Origin of the sequence: Facklamia sp. 7083-14-GEN3 (genome assembly GCF_024742075.1) — a bacterium.
Taxonomy (GTDB): domain Bacteria; phylum Bacillota; class Bacilli; order Lactobacillales; family Aerococcaceae; genus Facklamia.
Map to the genome: position 1 here is coordinate 191,843 of NZ_JANSGD010000001.1, position 21,765 is coordinate 213,607.

Below are 21,765 nucleotides of genomic sequence, written 5' to 3' on the forward strand. Positions count from 1 at the left end.
GGGACGTCATGATCGAATTAAGCTTGACTAAAATTAGATCACTCATAGATCCTCGCCCATCTAATAGTTATAAAGGAAACTATGGTCATAGTTTAATCATAGCAGGTAATGATCAGATGGCTGGGGCTGCAATGTTAGCTACTTCTGCCTGTGTTCATGTGGGTTCTGGCTTAACAAGCTTGCTAACTGCAAAGACTAATATAAATGCTTGTCATTTGCACACGCCTGAAGCAATGGTCGGTGATTGGGCAGATCAAGATTTAAGAAAAGAGTGGATGCTGAGAGCAAATCAACTGTTAATAGGACCAGGTCTTGGCAGAAGCCAACAAAGTATACAATTACTAAAGGAAACCTTATCAAGCATTCAACCTGATCAAGTCTTAATTCTTGACGGAGATGCCATTACCTTGTGGGCTCAAGAAGGCCCTTATTCTTGCAAGGGACAATTAATTTTCACTCCACACCTAGGTGAATGGCAAAAAATGCAAGAAGCGAGTAAAATCAATGACCCCCAGGAGTTTTCAGATTCATATCAAGCCATACTTGTACTAAAATCGCATCAAACAGAGATTTATCAGCCTTCAGGATTAGCTTATAGTAACATTGCTGGCAATGCGGGAATGGCAATAGGAGGAATGGGAGATACCTTAGCTGGAATGATAACTGGTTTGATGGGACAGTGTTCCTCCCATTTAGGTGCTGTATTGATCGCTGCTTATATGCACACAGCTATTGCTAATCAAATTAATCAAAAAGCATACATTGTGCTACCTTCCAGATTAATAAATTTAATTCCTGAATTTATGAAAGACCTATTTCAACTGAAAGGAAATCGATTTGAACGAAGAATTTAAAGCTCAAAAACTAACTTTAAGTCCAAATAGTGATGAAAAAATGTGGGTGGCTGAGATAGTGGGGGATGATCCGGTTTATCGTCTCAAACGCGTATTTTTACCTGAGTTTGAAAAAGGTGTTTATCATATATATGATGGTGTTTATCAAATTCATGGGATTTACCCTGGAATCAGCCCTTTTAATAAAGAATATTGTATTGTTAGGCAGGGTCATATGCAAAGAAAAATTCCACTTAAGAAAATTTATCAACTCCTACCTCAAATACAATTGCAAGAGAGTAGTCGGATGTCTCGCCTCAAACATCAAATTAATGAGAAGTTAGACACGATCGGAAGAGAGTTGGATCATGAATTGGTTTGGCAAGATATATACTATCAGAAGGATCAACTGGATAGTTTAGAGGATTCTCAACAATTAACATTAACTTTAGGACAATTAATTAAACATGAAGAAAAAATGGTTGATTCATATAAAAAAGCAATTGAACGCAGTATTGATTGGTAAATGGTCAGTAAAAAAATTTTGTAGGGAGCGAAAAAATGAAATTTAATATTGATAAATTGAAACACACTCTCGAAGACTATTCGCGGATACTTGAAATGATAATAGTTATGGCTATCACTTTAAGTGTTGCCGTAGGTATGATTGATTTATTTAAATATGGTTATTTAGTCTTACAAGCAGATGTGATAGAGACCTATTCCGTTTTTCAAAACTTTTTAGGCTATGCTTTGTTACTTTTAGTAGGTATTGAGTTAATCTTTATGCTGCTCTTTCACTCTCCTAAGGCAGTCTTAGAATTAATTTTATTTGTAATTGCAAGAAAAATGCTAATTTATGCTCAAACCATGGAAGATTTAGTATTAGGAGCCATAGCTATTTTTATTGTTTTTGCCACAGTTCATTATTTAGTAAAAGATGAGGATGGTCACTTATTGCGGAATGACGAAGAATACGAAGGTCGATAAGAAAAAACCTATTCCCTAATCGGGGAATAGGTTTTTAATTTATTTCACATAAATAGCCTTTAAATCTTCAATAAAGCTAAAGCGAAGGAGTAGCTCATCTGTATCTTCTTGACTAAGTTCTTGGTCCATTTCAAAGATAGTAATAGCTGGGCCATTAATTTTAGCTCTTTCGTGCGTCATGTAAGAAATGTTAATATCATGGTCTTGCAAGAAGGTTGAGAGACGTCCGATGGTTCCAATCTTATCTTTGTGGCGGATAATCAGAGTAGGGCGTTCTCCAGAAAAGCGAACATCATATTCATCATATTTATTAATTTCGATTTTTCCACCACCTACTGATGAACCAATGATGGTGACATGGTTATTTGGACCGAAGATATGAATACGAGCAGTATTAGGATGATAGTTTCCTAAATTACGTTCGAGGAAATTAATCTTTAAGCCACGTTCTTCAGCAATATCACGAATATCAGCAATTTCTGAGTCACGCGTTGTATATCCTAAAACGCCAGCAATTAAAGCTAGGTCTGTACCGTGTCCTTGATAGGTTTTAGCAAAAGAATCCATTAAGGTAAATACCACTTCTTCTGGTTCTTCACCTAAAAGTTGACGCGCCACATTACCGAGACGAACAGCACCTGCTGTATGAGAAGAGGAAGGACCCACCATCACTGGACCTATGATTTCGAAACCAGATTGGTAAGAAGCGCTGACTCCGTCTTCTAAGATCTTTTCACCTGTTCCGGACAACTCAACCTCAACATCAGCTACTAATTCATCGGAGTTACCAAATACTTGTTCTTTAATACGGCGAGCAGTAGGAGTTCCGGCTACACCACCAATACCTGTTTCTCTAAGGGATTCTGGTAGTTCGTTACCGATTGCATCCATGGCATCAATCACTTCATCGGAAGGAATAATCGAAACCACATCAGCCAAGGCCATATCAGCAGCAGCCATTGCCGTCAAGGCGTGAAGTCCATTACGAATGATACAAGGAATTTCTACTAAACCTGCAACGGGATCACAAACAAGACCTAAAGAATTTTTAAGCGCTAATCCCACTGCGTTTCCAACCTGCTCGGGAGTTCCACCTTTTAATTCGACCAAGGCTCCAGCAGCCATAGAAGTCGCAGAACCTACTTCTGCTTGACAACCTCCTTGAGCTCCAGAAATTGAAGCCCGGTTAGCAATGACTAATCCGAGAGCAGAAGCAGTAAACATTGCACGGACTAATTGTTCTTTTTCAAACTTTCCAGTATCAAGCATATGCACTAAACAAGCTGGTAAAATACCGGCAGAACCAGCTGTAGGGGTCGCAACAATTCTTCCCATTGAAGCATTCACTTCGTTAACCGCCATCGCATTGGCGACAACTCTAAGAGTGAAGGAATCGACCAAGGAGTTATCCTTTTGAGTGTATTCGAAGACACGATGACCATCTCCGCCAGTCACACCTGTATGACTCATAACTGACTCCAAGGTACCTTTTCTTACAGAATTGACCATGACATCAAACTGTTCTTCCATAGCAGCTAACATTTCTTCCTCAGAAATTCCTCTTAACTCCATTTCATTTTGAATCATTACTTGAGAAATGGTAAGTTCTCTTTCATTAGCTTCATCGATTAAACCTTTTAAACTTGTAAATGACATAAAATCAACCCCAATCCAGATACTTATTTTTACTTAGTGCATTATAGCACAGAGTCCCTTGTAATTTAACCTTTTTCAGAAAAATATGCTAGCGAAAATCGCTAGCATTGATATTATAACTTTGTAAACGGATTCCATTTCTTGCTATTTTCAATACCTGATTTCTTAATTGATTTAACCATGGTTTGAACAACCTTTAAGCTACCATCTTTAATTATTTGACCTAGCAATTTAGTGCTTTCAATGGTTGCAGAACGCTTGATGACTTGGTTATCAGCATCTTTCAAACTGCCCAAATAATTCATAGTGACAATTCCGACTCTTAAGGTTAATAGAGCATTGATTGAACCTTCTAAAATCGAATTGGCTATTAAATTAGTAATCGAAACAGAACCTGGAATCATGGATAAAAGGCTTCCCCCAAGAATAGATGAAATTAAAGGCTCCATTTGAGCTTCAATTAGATCTAAATCTTCAATACCTCTAGCCATTAAAATGGTAGTGGCGACATTAGTATATATAGAAAGAACTTTTCCGAAACTTGGGCGAGTGTCATACACTTTGATTAGATGCCAGACCATTTTGATTAAGACAACTAGAACCGTAAGTGAATCTAACGAACCATTTTGTGAAATGGCAGTTGTTAAGAAAATCATTTGAGCTTGCTTTTTGATATCCATTAAGCCATGTTCTCTTAAAGTATAATGTGCCAAGTGGATTTGTTCTTCTACTGATAACTTTTCATGAGCATGCCAATCAAATTTTAATTCTTTTAATGTACGGTTTTTGTTTAGTTTTGTTAAAGTATCTTTAACATATTCTTCATATTCCTCAGGACTTGCTCCATCTGCTAGATCTATCTCTTTAGGCAACTTCATTAGTTCTCTCACGGTTAGAAAAGTAAAATAAATTAATATAATAGCTAGTATTAGAATAACTGCGAGTGCTAAGAGAGGATGGATATATGCTAAATTACGATATAATTGCATAAATTGATTAAAAATAAAAATGATAGTTATAATCAAAAAGGCTGAAGCTACTAATTTTAACCATTGGCGCCAATTATTCAAAAAATCACCCCTTTATTTTTTTAGTTTAACATTTTTGATTAGAAAGCAACTCCAACCTTAGACTGACAGATAAAGCATAGATTATTCGGATTGTGTTCGTTTATTAAGGTGATATTTATAAGTATCCATGGCAGAGTCTACTACAAAAACAGCCAATCCAATGGCAAGGGCGGTAACTAAGGCTTGATAGAATGACTGACTAGCTGCAATCAAATTGTTTTCCATGAAATACTCTGCTGTTTCATAAATGGCAATACCTGGTACATAGAGAAAGAAAGCGGGGATGTAAAAAACGTTAACAACGGTTTTAAATTTACGTGACATCCATTGGCCTATAATACTTACAATAAGACTACCGATAAAAGTAGCGATGAAAGTATTTGTGAGACTTAAAACAAATAAATAAACAGCATATGAAATTATTCCTGGTATACCTGACCAATAAATAAATTTTCGTGGAGCATTTACATTGATAGCTGCGGCTACAGTTGCTAGATAACTAGCGATGAGTCTTAGTATTAAATGATTTAATTCCATAAGTTAATCACTCCATATGAGATAGCTAAGCCAATTCCGACCCCTAAAGCAAGGCTTAAACCTTCCTTAAAGGCATCTACTAAACGAGTTATACCAGTAGAGTAATCGCCGCGAAGCAAATCACGGATTCCATTGGTAAAAGCCGTTCCTGGATAAAGTGGCATTAAAGTAGCACCAATAACAATATTAAGGTTAAAGCGGTTAGTTACATATAAATGGATAATGGGCAAAACAAAAGCCAAGGAACTTGTCATTAAGACATTGACAGCGAATCGGTTGAGACCAAAATCATCTTCTGATAGTTTAAAAAATAAAATCATAATGGTTGGGATTAGCGCAATCACTACATCGCCTAAACCGCCTTCTAATAAGATAACAAAGGACATGATTAGAAGAATTGTCCAAACAAATTGATTGTGCGTCGTATATTCTTGGTCATGAATCTGATTTAGTTGCAGATAAGCTTCTTGTGGACTAATTGCTTCATCTAATAATTTATAAACAATGTCATTGACTTGATGAATAATGCGTATATGATTTTTACGGTTTTTGACTCGGACTATAATAGTGCTTCCCATCGGACTTTCTTTTTTTAGCTGACTATCTTGTAAAGTTAAAAATAAGCCGGAAGCGGAGGAGAAGACAGCGGGTTGGTCAAAGTTACTCAATGAAAGAATTTGATTAACTGTCCGCTCAACTCGATAACCTTCAGCCTCCGATTGAATCAAGAGGGTCCCAGCAAGAGTGGCTAGTTTAAGAATTAACTGTTCATTTTTATCTATGAGTACCCCCCCTTTTGTTTTTTGTCTATTATAGCACATTATAAGTGACAGACGATAAGGCTTAATCGGAGAAGTTGGATGAATCATGTTACAATATTAAATAGGGGTGATGATTTGAAAATATCAAAAATTCAGGTTCAAAAAAAGAACAAACAACGTTACTCTATCTTTATTAATAATCAATTTGCTTTTGGAATAGATGAGGCAATCTTAATTAAGTTTGCTATTAGAAAAGGTTTAGAAGTTGATCAAAAGTTAATCGAAAAAGTTTTAGAAGCTGAATTTCATTATCAGTTTTATCAAAAAACTTTAAATTATCTATCTTATGGGTTGAAGTCTGAACAAGAAGTACGTGACTACCTTGCAAAAATGGTTAAAGAGTCACAAAGTGAGAAGCTAGAAGAACGGCATAATCTTTTAAAAGAATCAGAATCTAGTAGCCAAAAATCTTCTCTATCTAATTTCAGCAAAAAAAATAGTCGGTTTGACTACGCATCTTTTGAAGTTTCAGAAAGTTTAATTGAACAAATTATTGACAAACTAAAGACACAAAATTTAATTAATGATCTTATTTATGGCCAGGCTTATGTGCGTACTCAAGCTAATATCAATCGTAAAGGGCCAAGAAATATTTCTTATGAATTGAAAATGAAAGGTCTAAATGATCTGATAATTGAAGATGCTTTAATGGAGTATCCAGAAGATTTAAAAAGAGAAAACTTAGAAATTTTAGCGGATAAATATATTAAAAGTAAAAAACGATTATCATTAGCTATGCTAAAGACAAAGCTATATCAACATCTTAACCAAAAGGGCTATGATCGCATAATCATTCAAACCTTTCTAGATAATTATAAAATTGAAGTCGATCCTGAACTTCAGGAGAATTTGCTGGATCAAGAAGGGCAAAAACTTTTCAGGAAAAGATCCAAAAAATATGGAGGCTATGAACTAAAAAAGCGGTTAATCGTCGATCTTCGACAAAAGGGTTTTAATTACCAAGACATTCAAAATTGGTTAGAGGATAATGAAAACATGATAAAAATGAAAGGGGAGAGTGAGTAATCTGATGATCGATTTTATAAGTAGTTATTTGGATTGGTCTCCTCAAAAAATTCAGAAGTTTCGTCAAACAGTATTAACTTGGTACGATGAAGAAGGGCGAGACTTACCATGGCGTCACAGTAAAGATCCCTATCATATTTGGGTCAGTGAGATTATGCTGCAACAAACGCAAGTAAATACGGTTATCCCATATTATGAGCGATTTATCAGCGAATTACCGACTATTCAAGCTTTAGCACAAAGTTCTGAAGAACAACTGCATCAGCTATGGCAAGGTTTAGGCTATTATTCAAGGGTAAGAAATATGCAAGTTGCCGCTAAACAAATTATGAATGAATATGATGGTATCATGCCAACAACTATGAAGGGGCTATTAAGTTTAAAAGGGATTGGTCCTTATACAGCAGCAGCTATCGGATCGATTGCCTTTGGTTTAGTTGAGCCGGCTATTGATGGCAATTTAATGCGTATTGTTGCTCGCTTATTTGAAGTAGAGGAAGATATTGGTCAAGCAAAGAACCGTAAAGTCTTTAAAGCTATATTGGATCCTCTAATTGACCCCAACCGACCGGGTGACTTTAATCAGGCTTTGATGGATATCGGAGCTACTGTCATGACACCCAATAATTACCGGCCTGAAAACCATATCTTAAAAGAATTTGATCAATCTTATCAAAATGGCACAAGTCATCTTTACCCAGTCAAACGTAAAAAGACTAAGCAGACAAAACAAGAATGGCTTGCTTATAAAATTATAAATAAAGAGGGTAAAGTCTTAATGCGTCAGCATCAAGCGGGAGAATTATTGCTAGGCTTATGGCATTATCCTTTAGTAGAAGTGGATTTGTTAGCTTTAAAAAATGCAAATGAAGCCAAAGAGGCTTTCTTTTATACTTATCTCAAGCCGGATGAAATGGTAGCGGAATCTGTGGTTGAAGAGATTAAGCAAAATTTTAAAGCGGATTTAGATAATCTTACTCCTGCAATAAAACATGTTTTTAGTCACCGCATTTGGCAAGTTGGTATTTTACCGGTTAATTATGAAAATAGTGGTCAGCAATTGCTTGATCAGCTTCAGCTTAGTGATAGTAGCTTTCAATGGGTATCAGAAGATGAGATAAATCAACTAGCCTTATCTTCCTTGCAAATTAAATTATTAGATAAAATGAATAAAACATCATCTAACGATGACTTGCGTCTTTTTTAATTAGATAAGCATATATACTTAAAACCTCTAGCAATATAATGCTAGAGGTCTTTTGATTACAGATTATCGTCATTTATTTATTAAAAGTCGTAGGCGTCTTCTTCTTTTTGGCGTTTTAATTCCATGGCTTGGCTAAATAATAGAGTATCTTTTATTAAACCATCTAAACGGTAATGAATATTTTGGTTAACAATCTCACCTTGGTGATAATCAGCCTCTTCAATAAATACATATGAAGGAATGACCATGGCTTTCATATAAGAAAGAATTGGTTTTAATTGATATTCAGCAATTAAATAGTGCTTAGGACTACCTGCAGTAATAACCATTCCAACCGTTTTATCTCTAAGCGCATTTTGCGGTAAAAGGTCGAAGATATTCTTAAGTGTTGCTGGAATGGAGGCTTGGAAAATTGGACTACCAATTATAATGGCGTCAGCTTCCATGATTGCTTTTGTTACATAAGCACTATCACCAGTAAGTTCAACATAGTGATGACCATCCGCAAATTCAATATCTTTCTCAGCTAGGTCAATTAACTCCACATCAAAGTCTGAATAGTTTGCTTCAATAATCTCTTTAGTGAGATTCATAGCAATACGGGTTTTACTACCTATCTTAGAACCAGAAAGTAAAATTAATTTCATTAGTCCACTTCCTCCGTCAACTCTTGGACAGTCTCTCTAAATTTAGCGTGATCTGTTGGCTCTTTTTGATCAGAAATTTTTTGACCCGTATAACAGCGAACAGCAGGTAGAATTTTAGCTTCTAAAATTTCTAAATTTTTCATTAAGTATTCGAAAGGAATACCGCCAAAATCAATTTGAGCCACATAACGACTAATACCGAAAGTCTCATATTGATAAAGAATCTTATCAATAATTTCTTCAGGACTTCCAACGTTAAGAATATCATTAAGGTTTTCTGATTGAGCAAAGGCTCGTTTAGGAAATTCTTGTCCATTTGAGAAACTAAAGCCTTTAGAAATGAAAGTATAGGCCTCCTGTCTAGCTTTTTGAGAAGTTTCGGCTACATATAACATACCAGCAGTTGCGACAGGGAAATCTTCACTTTGATAGCCATTTTCTTCTAAAGCTTCACGATAGGCTTCAATATTAGCCAAATGAATATCAGCTGGACCTGTTAAATGAGCTAAGAATATAGGAACTCCTTGACGGCCCGCTTGAATAGCGGAAGTACGATGACCTCCAACCGCACGCCAAATTGGTAGTTTACGATTTTGATAAGGTCGAGGTAAAATAGAAGCATTTTTTAAAGGTGCTCTATATTCTCCCTCCCAGTTAATAATTAATTCTTCGTTAATCTGGCGTAAAAGTTCAAACTTTTCTTCATACAATGCTTCATAATCACGCATATTATAGCCTAGTAAATCAAAAAGTCCTACTCGAGAAGCGCGCCCAGCAATAATTTCCATTCGTCCCTTGGAGATAAGATCTAAGGTGGCGAAATCTTCAAAGATGCGAACGGGATCAGAAGTTGAAACAATGGTCGCGGCAGAAGAAAGTTTAATTTTAGAGGTTGCTTGTGCAATAGCCGCTAAAATGACTGTATGCGCTTGACTGGTAAAGTAAGGTTGGTGACTTTCACCAACACTAAAAAGATCTAATCCAGCTGCTTCTGCTTCAATACCATAACGAATAATCTCATTAACTCTCTGTTCTTGCGAAATACGGTCACCAGTAATTGGGTGAGGTACATGGTCACCTAAAGTGTATATACCAATTTCTAAAGGTTTTTTGGGGGAAGTGGTTGAATTCATAGTCAGCTTCCTTTCTTATTTTTAATTGAACTTATTATAGCATAAATCTCGAATTTAAGGAAATAAATCATTATAAAAATCGATAAGCTTTCATTTTTAAAATGAAATTTGCTCCCATAAAGACTTGGGAGTGTGATATACTATTTAAGGAAAAGTTGATAGCCAAACGGCTAATTATTTACACAATAGAAAGTAGGTTCAGTGATGAAGCAGCCCAGAGAAGGTGAATTCATTACTGTTAAAAGTTATAAACACGATGGTTCTTTGCATCGAACTTGGCGCGATACAATGGTTTTAAAAACCAGTGAACAGTCCATTATTGGATGCAATGATCATACTTTAGTGATCGAATCAGATGGTCGTCGATGGGTGACACGAGAAGCTGCAATTGTATATTATCATCAACATTTTTGGTTTAATATTGTAGCGATGATTCGTAAAAGAGGTGTCACTTATTATTGTAACCTGGCCTCTCCATACGTTATGGATAAGGAAGCATTAAAATATATTGATTATGATCTTGATATAAAGATGTTTCCTGATGGTGAGAAGCGATTGTTAGATTTAGATGAGTATGAAGTACATAGTAGACGTTATAATTATCCAGTCGAGATTGACCGTATATTGAAATATAATATTCAAGAGTTGGTCCGTTGGATTGAGGAAAAAAAAGGTCCCTTTAATCCAGCTTTTATCGATATTTGGTATGAACGCTACTGTCAATTGTCACATCGCAAACGTTATAAATAGTTAATAGTAGAATTCACTGAGAGAAATATTTTGTGTAAAATGCAATAGAAGCGATAGTAAGTCGCTATTCTATTGCTTTTTTTAAAATAAAGGATGAGAGAGTGAAGGTATGTATACAGAAGAGAGGCTTAAAGAATTAGATCAAATGGCATATTCAGGTGCATTAGGAGCTATCTATACACCTGAAAAAACACTGTTTAAAATATGGGCACCGACCGCTCGTTCCATCCAATTAATTGTATATGATGGTTACTATGGCCGAGTCAAAGCAGAGTATTCCATGATTAATCAAGGAGCTGTTTTCCAAATAGAGTTAGCAGGAGACCAGCATCAAACAACTTATCGGTATCGCCTTGATTTTAAAGACGGAAGTCAAAAGGAAACGATTGATCCTTATGCTAGAGCATGTACAGTTAATGGCAGAAGATCAGTTGTTGTCGATTCAAATAGAACTAATCCAGAAGGTTGGTCAAAGAGAATGCCAGCTTTTCCTATAGATGACGCTGTAATTATTTATGAAGTAAATGTTCGTGATTTAACGATTCAACGTGAATCTGGTATTACCGATAGAGGAAAGTATCTAGGTTTGGCTCAAGCCAATACCCGCAACCCTGAAGGGGATTCTACAGGATTAGATTATCTGAGTGAGTTAGGAGTAACGCATCTAGAATTTCTGCCTCTATTCGATTTTGATTCGGTTGATGAGACTTTTGAGCAACCTAATGAATACAATTGGGGCTATGATCCTTATAATTACAATATTCCGGAAGGATCCTATGCAACGGATCCTTATGACCCTATTGTTAGAATTAAAGAATTAAAGCAAATGATTCATGCTATCCATCAAAAAGGGATGCGTGTGATTATGGATGTCGTCTACAATCATGTTTATCAAGTTGAGAATCATCCTTTGCAATTAACGGTCCCACATTATTTTTTTCGATATGATCAATCCGGACAGCTAACTAATGGTAGCGGTGTAGGAAATGATACGGCATCAGAACGTTTGATGATGCAGAAGTATATAGTAGATTCCGTTGAATACTGGGCGAAGGAATTTCATATCGATGGATTTCGCTTTGACTTAATGGGACTACATGATTTTTCAACCATGGAAGCTGTTCGAAATACACTTGATGCGATAGATCCCAGTATATTTATCTTAGGAGAAGGTTGGGATATGGCTAGTCCTATCCCAGCAGATCAAAAAGCGAATTTAAACAATGCTTTTAAAATGCCTCGGATTGCGCAATTTAATGATGGGATTCGTGAAGCAATCAAAGGGAATGACTTTAATCCGGAAGCTCGAGGCTTTATTAATGGCGCTTGGTATATGGAAGAACCCCTAGTTAATAATTTTTTAGCGCGTTACGATTCAGAAAAATTTAATAATCCCATGCAAGTCATTCAATATTGCGAAGCACACGATAATTACACCCTACATGATCGATTGATGATGGCCGACCCTTATCATTTACCTGAAATTATAATAAAAAAACAACAATTGGGATTGGCTTTAGTCATACTAGCCCAAGGTATTCCATTTATTCATGCTGGTCAAGAGTTTTTAAGAAGTAAGCAGGGAGTCAGAGATTCTTATAATCGACCAGATACTATCAATCAAATTGATTGGACTTTAATGACTCAGCATCGTAAAACGGTGGAGTTTGTAAAAGGGTTAATTCAGTTAAGAAAAGAAGAACCTCTTTTACGTCAAACTAGTTACGAGACTTTACATCGTTCGACAGAAGTGATCCAGGCTTCTGATCAAATCATGGCAGTTCGATATGCCGGGAAGACCTATGATCTTTTGTTAATGTTTAATGGTGGCGAAGAATACGCACACTTTAATGTTCCTTTGGGTAATTATACGATGCTAGTTTATGATGGTGTTGTGGATAACGAGGAGAAAGAATACCTTAATCAAATTAAATCAATCAATCTGCTTCCTTATTCAACGACTGTAATTAAACGATTAAAAAAACGGACATAATAAAATAATCATCTAAAGAGTAAGGATTAAATTTAATCCTTACTCTTTCTCTTAAGATGAAGTTTTTGACATTTTTCCATGCTTGGTGTAAATTTAATAGGCTTTCAGAAAATAATAAAGGAGATTAAAATGGATAGCGCCAGACCTATTGGAATAGGTGACGAGGATGAGTTTATCGAATTTTCGGCGGATGACTCAAGGCAGTGCAGTCTTTAAGGATAGTTAAAACAAGGTCGCGAGAACTTGGACAGAGCCTATTCTATGCACCGAAAGCATAAAATATAGAAAGAAATGAGGCGTATTTTATGTGCGGAATTGTTGGATTTATTGGTGAAGGAAATGTTCAGAAAATTGTACTTGATGGTTTGGCAAAATTGGAATATCGTGGTTATGATTCGGCTGGACTTTACCTCTTAGATCAAGAAGGAAGAGGACATCTTTTTAAAGAAAAGGGTAGAATTGCGGATCTAGAAAAGGCAGTAGACCAAGAATTTAACTCTAGTATTGGTATTGGACATACACGATGGGCAACCCACGGTCCTGCTAATAGAGAAAATGCCCATCCCCATCAATCACATTCTAATCGTTTTACCTTGGTACATAATGGTGTGATTGAAAATTATTTGGATTTAAAGAAAACTTACTTAAGTGAAGTGATATTAAAGTCACAAACAGATACAGAAGTAATTGTAGCTTTAATTGCTTATTTCTCACAAAAAGGTTTATCTACTAAAGAAGCATTTAAAAAGGTGCTTCTAATGTTAGAAGGCTCTTACGCTATTGGCTTAATTGATAATGAGGATCCAAATACGCTATATGCCGCTAAGAATAAATCTCCCTTATTAGTAGGCGTGGGGGATAAATTTAATGTAATCGCATCAGATGCAATGGCTACCATCGATTTGACCAAAGAGTACATTGAAATTCATGATGGTGAGCTTTTGATTGTTCAATCTGGTGAGATTTTAATCGAAAACTTATCGGGTGAAGTCATTGACCGTTCTTCTTACATTGCGGATATAGATGCCAGTGACCTTGATAAAGGAACTTATCCACACTATATGCTTAAAGAAATGGACGAACAAGCTGCTGTTGTCCGTAAAAATATTCTTTATTATCAGAATCAAGCAGGTGAATTTACTATCGAAGCTGAACTCTTGTCTGAGATTAAGCAAGCTGATCGTCTCTATATTCTAGCTTGTGGGACTTCTTATCACGCTGGATTAGTAGGTAAAGTGATGCTTGAAGAATTAGCCAAGATACCAGTAGAAGTCCATCTGGCATCAGAATTTGCCCATCACTTGCCACTATTAAGTCAGCGACCATTCTTTATCTTTATTTCTCAATCGGGTGAAACGGCTGACAGTCGACAAGCTCTGGTTAAAGTGAATGAATTAAACTTTCCATCTTTAACTATAACTAATGTTAAGGGATCTACTCTTTCAAGAGAATCAAATTATACACTTTTACTAAATGCAGGACCGGAAATTGCTGTGGCTTCTACTAAGGCTTATACGGCTCAGCTAACCGTCTTAGCGATATTAGCAGATATACTTGCAAACCAAAAGGATTTTTCAATGGCCCACGAATTATCATTGGTTTCTCAAGCCATTGAAAGGGTATTTAATCAAAAAGATGTTATAAACTCCTGGGTAAAAAATGGACTAGCAGATAAAGCACATGCATTTTATGTGGGACGATACTTGGACTATTTAGTAGCTATGGAAGCAGCTCTTAAATTAAAAGAAATCTCTTACATTCATACAGAAGCCTTTGCCTCTGGAGAATTAAAGCATGGAACAATTGCTTTGATAGAAGAAAATACTCCCGTCACTGCTCTAATAACTGATTCCGTCACTGCTTCAAATACACGGTCAAATTTAGAAGAAATGAAAGCACGCGGGGCAAAAACCTTTGTAGTAGCGAGTGAGCCTTATGCAATTGAAGGAGATTTTGTACTTCCATCTGTGCATCCGCTTTTAACTCCTATCGTGAGTGTGGTTGTTTGCCAAATGATTGCTTATTTAGCTACAGTTGAGCGTGGACTGGATGTAGATAAACCACGTAATTTAGCTAAATCAGTAACAGTAGAGTAAAATAAAAGCAATGAGAGTTTGCTTAGTTTCTAATCATAGAATTTTAATTTAAACGTCATCTGAATGCACTTTTTTTAAAATCTTATAAACGCTATAATAGGAAATGAAATACTAAATTAGGAGCGAATAAATGAAACCGTCAATTTCTAAACTTCAGCTGAAAGTAAAACCTTGGGCACTTGCTTATTCCATCTTTATGGTCACTTTAGGCTGTCTCGTCTATGCTGTTGGGGTGAACAGTTTTGTTATCCCTAACCATTTTGGAAATGGTGGAGTGGCAGGTATAGCGATTATCTTAAAATATATCAAGGACATTCCTACAGGGACAACAAACCTCGTTATTAATTCCTTTATTCTATTGATTGGTTATCGATTTCTGGAAAAACGCACATTAATTTTTACAATCTATGCTATGTTTGTGACCTCTTGGGCTTTAAATACTATTTTCCCTCCCGTTTTCATATCAGAAAACCGACTGATTTCGGCAATGGCGGGCGGGGTTGTAATGGGTATTGGTTTAGGATTAATTCTCAAAGGACATGGGTCTTCAGCCGGAACAGATATTATCGCTATGATTTTAAAAAAATACCTAGGAATTAATTTTGCTACAGGTACTTTTTTATTAAATATGTCGATTGTTTTGGCTTCTGGATTTGTAATCGGTGCAGAAAATACTATTGTTACTATTTTTATGAAGTTTTTAACTTCAGCAGCTTTAGAATTCGTTACGGATGGTTTTAGTCGACGTAAAGCCATGTTAATTGTTACTAAAGACCCGGGATCTGTTTGTCAGATGATTACTGAAGAAATTTCAAGAGGTATCACTGTCTTCAGAGCTTATGGTTACTATACGCATAAAGAAAAAGAAGTATTATATATTGTTGTATCTAAGCAACAAGTAGTAAAAATAGAACGACATATTGCTGCGATTGATCCAAACGCCTTTGTAACAGTTAGTGATGTGCAAGAAGTGATTGGACAGGGATTCACCTTCTATAATCCTAATAATAAAAACCGTCGCTTTTTCGATGAATAAAAACACCTCGTCTTCTCTTTTAGAAGGCGAGTTTTGTTATTTTAATGGGATATAGATTTTTAGAGTGAAGTGAACATACAATAGTTATCTATACTGTGTTATGCTGTCTATAACGAATGATGGAGGGAAAGCAATGATTAAAGTATATGGTTTAAAACATTGTTCCACTTGTCAAAAGATTATCAATTATATGCAAGAACAGGGCTTCGAATTATCAGAGATAGAAGATATCCGTGACAATCCACCCTCCCTTTCTGAATTAAAATTAGCTTACCAATCGACAGATGGTAATATCCGCAAAATGCTAAATACTTCAGGACAACTATACCGAGATATGAAATTAAAAGAGCGTTTAGATAGCATGTCTTCTGAAGAAGTTTTAAAGCTTATGAGTAAAAACGGTATGTTAATAAAACGGCCATTGTTAATACAAAAAGAAAGGGCAAGTAGCGGCTCCAATTTAAAAATAATTAACCGAGTGTGGAAAATTGAAGAAGCTTAAAATAAAAAAGAGGTTATCAACCCTAGTTGATAGCCTCTTTTTTTATAAGAAGGATGTTAACCAATGTAATATGTAAGTTGTTCCAAAACCATAACATGCTAAGGAAAAAGGCTTGCCGAAAAGCAAGGATAAAATGAAATATTTGCGTGACATAGTAGTGATTCCAGCTCCGTAACAGAGAATATCAGCTGGTGAGAAGGGGAAGAACATAAAAAAAGTAAAAAGCCAGTTTCCCATATTTTTTCTTTCATAAAGTCTGATCATTTTTCGATAAGATTTATCGCCTAGGATGGCCCGGACAGTAGGCTTGCCATATCTTCTGCCAATCCAAAAGTTAACCCAAGATCCAAAATAGATAGGGAATAAATTGAGGATGAACCCCCAAAAAGGACCAAAAGCTAAGATACCAATAGGGATAGTAATCGCTCCCGGCATGATAGGAATGATGGTTTGAGCGATCTGAATAATGATAAAAACCAAGGGTCCCCATAAACCAAAACCTTTGATTAATACTAACATTTTTCGCTCATCCGTAAAAACGCCTGTTTGAATCCCCCATACTACTAATAGGAAAGTAACTATTAGTCCCAAAATATTAAGGAAATGCATCCATTTTTGGGTTAATATTTGCTTTTTTTCATCCATAGGGTCACACTCCTCAAAAATATTTTAACATATACTGATGATATGACAATCTTAGATGAAATTTTAGCAAAAACAGACAGTCTTAAGTCTTAGTTAGTCTCTTGATTGGACCGAAGCGCTTCAACTGTCAATTGGAAATTACGAATATAATTAATAAAGTTTTTAACTGATTCAGGAAGGTGTGTATTTTTACGGTAAACCAAGTAAAAGTTGCGTGTAGAATTCACTCCTTCAATATCGAAGGTTAAAACTTCTTTATGTTTCACATCAGGCTGGACAGCTAGCTCTGATAAAATAGAAATCCCTACACCTAATTTTATGAATTGTTTAATCGTTTCATTATCATTCACTTCAAAAACTTTGTTCAATTTGAGTGGATCAATATCTAACTCTCTTAGTATTAATGCAGATTCTTTAAGTGTTCCTGATCCCTCTTCTCGAGTAATAAAGGGTTTATCTAGAATTTTTTTTATCGAATATCCACTTTCTTTGTATTTTAAATATTCCTCATTATAAGGAGTAACAATAACTAATTTATCTGAAAAGAGCTTTTCAAAGGTTAAGTTACTATTCATCGATTGGGAACCGACAATACCGATATTTAAAGAGCCTAAGGCAATATCATTAATAATATCAATCGTATCGCTTTGATGAAGTGAGACGCGCATTTCTTCATTGTCTTTTGCAAATTCTGAAAGTGCTAATGGAAGCAAATAGGAAGCGGCAATGGAGGAGGCTCCGATTGTTATTTCATGATTGTTTCTTTGGGAAAAAGTGGTCTCAATATTTCGTGACATTTTTAATAAAGATTGTGCATACTTATAAAATTCTTGGCCTTGGCTTGTTAGTTCATGGCTTTTAGTTGTACGTGAAATTAATTCGATGCCTAATTCATTCTCTAATTGTTTAATGTGCAAAGAAACCGTAGGTTGTGAGAGATAGAGTTGGTTAGCAGCTTCTGAAAAACTACCCCATTCTACTATTGTTATAAAGGTTTGAATTTGTTTTAATTCCAAAAAAGTCACTACTTTCTGATATCGATTTAATATTGATTTTTGATTTTAGGCTGAAAGGCATACTTATTATAAAAAATAATAAATAATTGTCTATTAGTTTAAAATTACTCAGATAGATCTTTTTGAATAGTTTTGAGACATTCTACGGCGGTCATGAGATCTTCTTTTTTCGTATAATGCGACAGTGAGAATCGTACAACTCCTTGTTCTCTAGTTCCTAATGCCTCATGCATTAAAGGAGCACAGTGACCTCCCCCGCGTGTCATAATTTCAGCTCGATCAATCAGTTCTTCAACTACGATTGCCGAGTCAAAATCGCCAAGGTTAAGTGAAAGAATACCACAGCGGTCTATAGTAGGATCAAAATGACCGTAAAACTTTATATTAGGGATGGATTGAAGTTCTTGGTAAAAGATGTTTAAGAGACTCCTTTCATAATCTCTTACTTTATCCACCCCATAATCGATTAAATAATTTACACCTGCTCCGAGACCAGCAATTCCATGACTATTTAAAGTGCCGGCTTCTAAGCGTGAAGGATAATCAAGAGGCTGATGATGACTAAAGGTATCAATGCCTGTTCCACCTGATTTTAGAGGGCGGATATCTACACCAGGACGAATATAAATGCCACCAGTTCCTTGAGGACCTAAGAGACTTTTATGTCCAGTAAAACAAAGAACATCAATGTTTAAAGCTTCTATATCTATAGGAATACAGCCGATTGTCTGAGAAGCATCTACAATACATAAAAGATCATATTGGTGAAGCGTTCGACTAATTTCCTTAATTGGATTAATGTCACCAGTAACATTGGAAGCGTGGGTGATGACCATTCCTTTAGTGTTGCTTTGAATGGCATTTTCAACTGTTGCTGGATCAATGGTTCCTTTAGAATTAATATCTAAAATAGTCAATTCAAGACCATTTTCTTCTAGTTCATAGAGGGGTCTTAAAACAGAATTATGTTCCATGACAGTGGTAATAACATGGTCGCCTTTTTTAAACAATCCTTTAATAACTGTATTTAAACTATCTGTAGCATTATGAGTAAAAACTATTTGTCGAGGGTCTTTGCCGTTAATCAATTGATTCAAAGATTGACGTGCTTGAAAAATGTTTCGGGAAGCTTGCATAGCTGAATCTGAAGAACCTCTGCCAGCATTGCCAGAATGTTGTATAGCGTCAATAACCGCGTCAATGACTACTTGAGGTTTATTAAGGGAAGTAGCTGCATTATCTAAATAAATCATAAGATCTTCTCCTCTTTAGAATTAATAATATCATTTCTATTATATCTCAATTGATAAGGGCCTTCATGGTTAATTTGAATTGATATCGCTTTCATCAGTTATTCTGATAAATGTTCAAGGCAGTCCTAACTAAGCTTGTCGGTGAAAATTTGAAGTGATATGATTAGCTAGTAAAAATATATTTAAAGAGGTGTCTTATGAAAAAATTATTTTCATGGTTGATGTTGACTGTGTTATTTGTTGGTCTTATGCATCCATTTGCTAACATTAATGCAGAAGAAGTTGAAGAAAATACTACTGAAGCTTCAAGTGAGAAACAATATCCTATCGATCCGGCTAAACAAGTTTTTGTTGACGCAGAATGGATTAAAAATGTCTTAGATGGTAATTCTGACATTGAAAAATATGTGTTGGCTGAAGTCACTTGGGGCGAAGCTGATGCGAGCCCAGATTATTTGAAGAAACATTTACCAGGGGCGATTCACATTAATACAGACTCGGTTGAAGAGGGGCCTGTATGGAACTTACGATCTGCTGAAGAAATTAAAGAATCTTTATTAAAATATGGTATTGATAAAGATACGACATTGATTTTATACGGACCAGACACTGGTGTAGACCGTGTAGCCTATGCAGCTTTATATACAGGTGTTGAATCTGTTAAAATTTTAGACGGAGGTTTAGCAATTTGGGAAGCTGCTGGTTATGAGATTGAAGAAGGTGAAGTAGAGCCTGAAGCTCTTACGGATTTTGGAGTTGAAGTACCTGTTCATCCTGAATATCTTATATCTTTAGATGATACTGTGGATGCTTTAGCTAATAATGAAAACTTCCGCTTAGTTTCTTTACGTTCCGAAAATGAATGGTTAGGTTTAGAGTCAGGATACTCGTATATTCCAAAAGCAGGGGAACCTAAAGGAGCTGTTTGGGGACGTCCTTTATTAAGAGATTCTGGTGAAGCCAACGTTTCAGACATGGAAGATTTTAAAAATGAAGATGGAACAAATAAAGATTTTGATGAAATTTTAGCTTTTTGGCAAGAGGAAGGTATTGATGTTGACAATGACTTGGCCTTCTATTGTGGAACCGGTTGGAGATCGAGTCTTCCATTCTTGTTAATGTATGAGCGTGATCTAGATGCGACCATGTTTGATGGTGGATGGAATGAATGGCAAATGAATGATGAATTAGAAGTTCAAATAGGTGATCCTCAATCAGACTCGGTACAATTTAAAACAGTTGGAGATTTAGAAAAAGGAAAAGAAACCAACTAGAAAGCATCTTCAAAAATAAATAGAAGCATGCTTTTTATTAAGGAGAGTATTAATGAAAAATTTTCTAAAATTATTGAGTTTAGCTTTTATAATTAGCTTAATAGTCAATACTACATCCGTTTTTGCCGATGAGGGAGCCCCATTAAACAAGCTGCCTTTTGAAGAAATGGTAGAGCAAGCTAGCGGTAATGAAGTTAATTTTTATGGATGGGGCGGCGACGAAAAGCTTAATCAGTGGTTGGATGAAGTTTATGGACCAAGTCTTAAAGAAAAATATGATATTACGCTTAACCGTATACCGATGGATATTGATCAGATTTTGAGCCAGTTGATTAGTGAGAAACAGGCAAAATCTAGTGAAGGTGAAATAGATATGATCTGGCTCAATGGCGAGAATTTTAAATCTGCTCGAGAAAACGATCTTTTATATGGTCCATTCACAGAAAAATTGCCTAATTATCAAGAGTTTCTAGATGTCGAGGATTTGGAAAACAATCAGGATTTTGGCTATCCAATCGATGGGTTTGAAGCGCCTTATTCAAAATCACAACTTGTCTTAATTAAAGATGCAGCAGTCACTGAAGCGACTCCTAATGATGCTGAATCCTTGTTAGCATACGCAAAAGAAAATCCTGGAAGCTTTACTTATCCGGCATTGCCTGATTTTACAGGGTCCGCTTTTGTTCGGAATATTATTTATGAGTTTGTGGATTATCAAGAATTTCAACAGATGGAAGCAGATAAAGAAAAGCTGAAAGAAGTCATTCAACCTGCTTTGGATTACTTAAATGAATTGGCTCCCTATTTGTGGAGTGAGGGCCTAACTTATCCAAGTGATGGTCCTGCTCTGAACAATTTATTTATGGATGGAGAAGTCGCCTTCCACATAACCTATAACGCCTATGAGATTGCTCGAGCAATTGAACAAGGAATGTATCCATCGACTGCCCAATCATTTATTTTTGAAAAGGGTACGATAGGTAACACGAATTTTATAGCTATAGGTAAAAATTCGGCCCATAAAGCAGCCGCTATAGTAGCAATAAATGAAATGCTATCACCAGAAATGCAATTATCAAAATACGAATATCTTGGTTTAATTCCGGTAATCGACAATAATAAATTAAATGATCAATTAAAAGCAGACTTTGCGGAAGTAGAAATTGGCGAGGGTATAATACCACAAGATCAACTCTTATCTAAGCGCCTGCCAGAAATGCCTGCACAATTAGTGCCTTTAATTGAAGAAATTTGGCTAGAGGAAGTGGCAGGAAAATAAA

At 35.8% G+C, this 21,765-nt stretch carries 21 protein-coding genes; 12 read left to right on the forward strand and 9 right to left on the reverse strand.

What is annotated here, in order from left to right; genetic code table 11:
- Positions 1-8 precede the first annotated feature (8 nt).
- Genes NW240_RS00860 through NW240_RS00870 form a run of 3 tightly spaced genes read left to right on the forward strand, consistent with a single transcriptional unit; the run spans position 9 to position 1,823 of the window.
- Positions 9-854: an NAD(P)H-hydrate dehydratase gene (locus tag NW240_RS00860; protein WP_258435539.1), complete on the forward strand. Its 846-nt coding sequence runs from the start codon at positions 9-11 to the stop codon at positions 852-854.
- Positions 838-1,359 (forward strand): hypothetical protein, encoded by a 522-nt coding sequence (locus NW240_RS00865; RefSeq protein WP_258435540.1) that lies wholly within the window; start codon positions 838-840, stop codon positions 1,357-1,359. The genes NW240_RS00860 and NW240_RS00865 overlap by 17 nt, the downstream gene beginning before the upstream one ends.
- Positions 1,360-1,394: 35 nt before the next feature.
- Positions 1,395-1,823, forward strand: a complete 429-nt coding sequence (locus tag NW240_RS00870; protein ID WP_258435541.1) for a hypothetical protein — start codon at positions 1,395-1,397, stop codon at positions 1,821-1,823.
- A 39-nt stretch (positions 1,824-1,862) separates the two neighbouring features.
- Here the strand turns inward: NW240_RS00870 and sdaAA are convergent, their stop codons facing one another.
- From sdaAA to NW240_RS00890, 4 genes are all read right to left on the reverse strand, one after another.
- Positions 1,863-3,479, reverse strand: a complete 1,617-nt coding sequence (sdaAA, locus tag NW240_RS00875) for an L-serine ammonia-lyase, iron-sulfur-dependent, subunit alpha (protein ID WP_258435542.1) — start codon at positions 3,477-3,479, stop codon at positions 1,863-1,865.
- A 113-nt stretch (positions 3,480-3,592) separates the two neighbouring features.
- A complete protein-coding gene (locus NW240_RS00880; protein WP_258435543.1) occupies positions 3,593-4,549 on the reverse strand; it encodes a YcjF family protein in 957 nt (318 codons plus the stop codon).
- An 81-nt stretch (positions 4,550-4,630) separates the two neighbouring features.
- A complete protein-coding gene (locus NW240_RS00885; protein ID WP_258435544.1) occupies positions 4,631-5,086 on the reverse strand; it encodes a threonine/serine exporter family protein in 456 nt (151 codons plus the stop codon).
- Entirely contained in the window at positions 5,077-5,907 is an 831-nt protein-coding gene (locus NW240_RS00890) for a threonine/serine exporter ThrE family protein (RefSeq protein WP_258435545.1), read from the reverse strand. Before NW240_RS00890 ends, NW240_RS00885 begins: the two co-directional genes overlap by 10 nt.
- A 75-nt stretch (positions 5,908-5,982) precedes the next feature.
- On the opposite strand from NW240_RS00890, the gene NW240_RS00895 reads away from it, so the two are divergent.
- On the forward strand, positions 5,983-6,933 hold the full coding sequence (locus NW240_RS00895; RefSeq protein WP_258435546.1) for a RecX family transcriptional regulator: 951 nt from the start codon (positions 5,983-5,985) through the stop codon (positions 6,931-6,933).
- Positions 6,934-6,937: 4 nt separating this feature from the next.
- Entirely contained in the window at positions 6,938-8,140 is a 1,203-nt protein-coding gene (gene mutY / locus NW240_RS00900; protein WP_258435547.1) for an A/G-specific adenine glycosylase, read from the forward strand.
- An 80-nt stretch (positions 8,141-8,220) separates the two neighbouring features.
- Here mutY and NW240_RS00905 read toward each other — a convergent pair whose 3' ends face one another.
- Positions 8,221-8,787, reverse strand: coding sequence for an NADPH-dependent FMN reductase (locus NW240_RS00905; RefSeq protein ID WP_258435548.1), 567 nt, complete (start codon positions 8,785-8,787; stop codon positions 8,221-8,223).
- Positions 8,787-9,920 (reverse strand): LLM class flavin-dependent oxidoreductase, encoded by a 1,134-nt coding sequence (locus NW240_RS00910; RefSeq protein WP_258435549.1) that lies wholly within the window; start codon positions 9,918-9,920, stop codon positions 8,787-8,789. Before NW240_RS00910 ends, NW240_RS00905 begins: the two co-directional genes overlap by 1 nt.
- A 204-nt stretch (positions 9,921-10,124) precedes the next feature.
- Here NW240_RS00910 and NW240_RS00915 point away from each other — a divergent pair, with 204 nt between their 5' ends.
- The 5 genes from NW240_RS00915 (at position 10,125) to NW240_RS00935 (ending at position 16,297) form a co-directional block, all read left to right on the forward strand.
- Positions 10,125-10,670 (forward strand): DUF402 domain-containing protein, encoded by a 546-nt coding sequence (locus NW240_RS00915; RefSeq protein WP_090289229.1) that lies wholly within the window; start codon positions 10,125-10,127, stop codon positions 10,668-10,670.
- A 145-nt stretch (positions 10,671-10,815) separates the two neighbouring features.
- Positions 10,816-12,663 carry a type I pullulanase gene (pulA, locus tag NW240_RS00920; protein WP_258435550.1) on the forward strand — a complete coding sequence of 616 codons (1,848 nt, stop codon included), beginning with the start codon at positions 10,816-10,818 and terminating at the stop codon, positions 12,661-12,663.
- Between the two features lie 305 nt (positions 12,664-12,968).
- Positions 12,969-14,759, forward strand: coding sequence for a glutamine--fructose-6-phosphate transaminase (isomerizing) (gene glmS, locus NW240_RS00925; RefSeq protein WP_258435551.1), 1,791 nt, complete (start codon positions 12,969-12,971; stop codon positions 14,757-14,759).
- A gap of 130 nt (positions 14,760-14,889) precedes the next feature.
- Positions 14,890-15,795 carry a YitT family protein gene (locus tag NW240_RS00930; protein WP_258435552.1) on the forward strand — a complete coding sequence of 302 codons (906 nt, stop codon included), beginning with the start codon at positions 14,890-14,892 and terminating at the stop codon, positions 15,793-15,795.
- Between the two features lie 133 nt (positions 15,796-15,928).
- Positions 15,929-16,297, forward strand: a complete 369-nt coding sequence (locus NW240_RS00935) for a Spx/MgsR family RNA polymerase-binding regulatory protein (RefSeq protein WP_258435553.1) — start codon at positions 15,929-15,931, stop codon at positions 16,295-16,297.
- A gap of 42 nt (positions 16,298-16,339) precedes the next feature.
- Here the strand turns inward: NW240_RS00935 and NW240_RS00940 are convergent, their stop codons facing one another.
- The 3 genes from NW240_RS00940 to NW240_RS00950 all read right to left on the reverse strand — a co-directional run bounded on the left by NW240_RS00940 (position 16,340) and on the right by NW240_RS00950 (position 19,211).
- Positions 16,340-16,942: a TVP38/TMEM64 family protein gene (locus NW240_RS00940; protein ID WP_258435554.1), complete on the reverse strand. Its 603-nt coding sequence runs from the start codon at positions 16,940-16,942 to the stop codon at positions 16,340-16,342.
- Between the two features lie 89 nt (positions 16,943-17,031).
- Positions 17,032-17,958, reverse strand: coding sequence for a selenium metabolism-associated LysR family transcriptional regulator (locus NW240_RS00945; protein ID WP_258435555.1), 927 nt, complete (start codon positions 17,956-17,958; stop codon positions 17,032-17,034).
- Positions 17,959-18,062: 104 nt separating this feature from the next.
- Entirely contained in the window at positions 18,063-19,211 is a 1,149-nt protein-coding gene (locus tag NW240_RS00950; RefSeq protein WP_258435556.1) for an aminotransferase class V-fold PLP-dependent enzyme, read from the reverse strand.
- A gap of 197 nt (positions 19,212-19,408) precedes the next feature.
- On the opposite strand from NW240_RS00950, the gene NW240_RS00955 reads away from it, so the two are divergent.
- Positions 19,409-20,485 (forward strand): sulfurtransferase, encoded by a 1,077-nt coding sequence (locus NW240_RS00955; RefSeq protein ID WP_258435557.1) that lies wholly within the window; start codon positions 19,409-19,411, stop codon positions 20,483-20,485.
- Between the two features lie 52 nt (positions 20,486-20,537).
- A complete protein-coding gene (locus NW240_RS00960; RefSeq protein ID WP_258435558.1) occupies positions 20,538-21,764 on the forward strand; it encodes an ABC transporter substrate-binding protein in 1,227 nt (408 codons plus the stop codon).
- Position 21,765 lies beyond the last annotated feature (1 nt).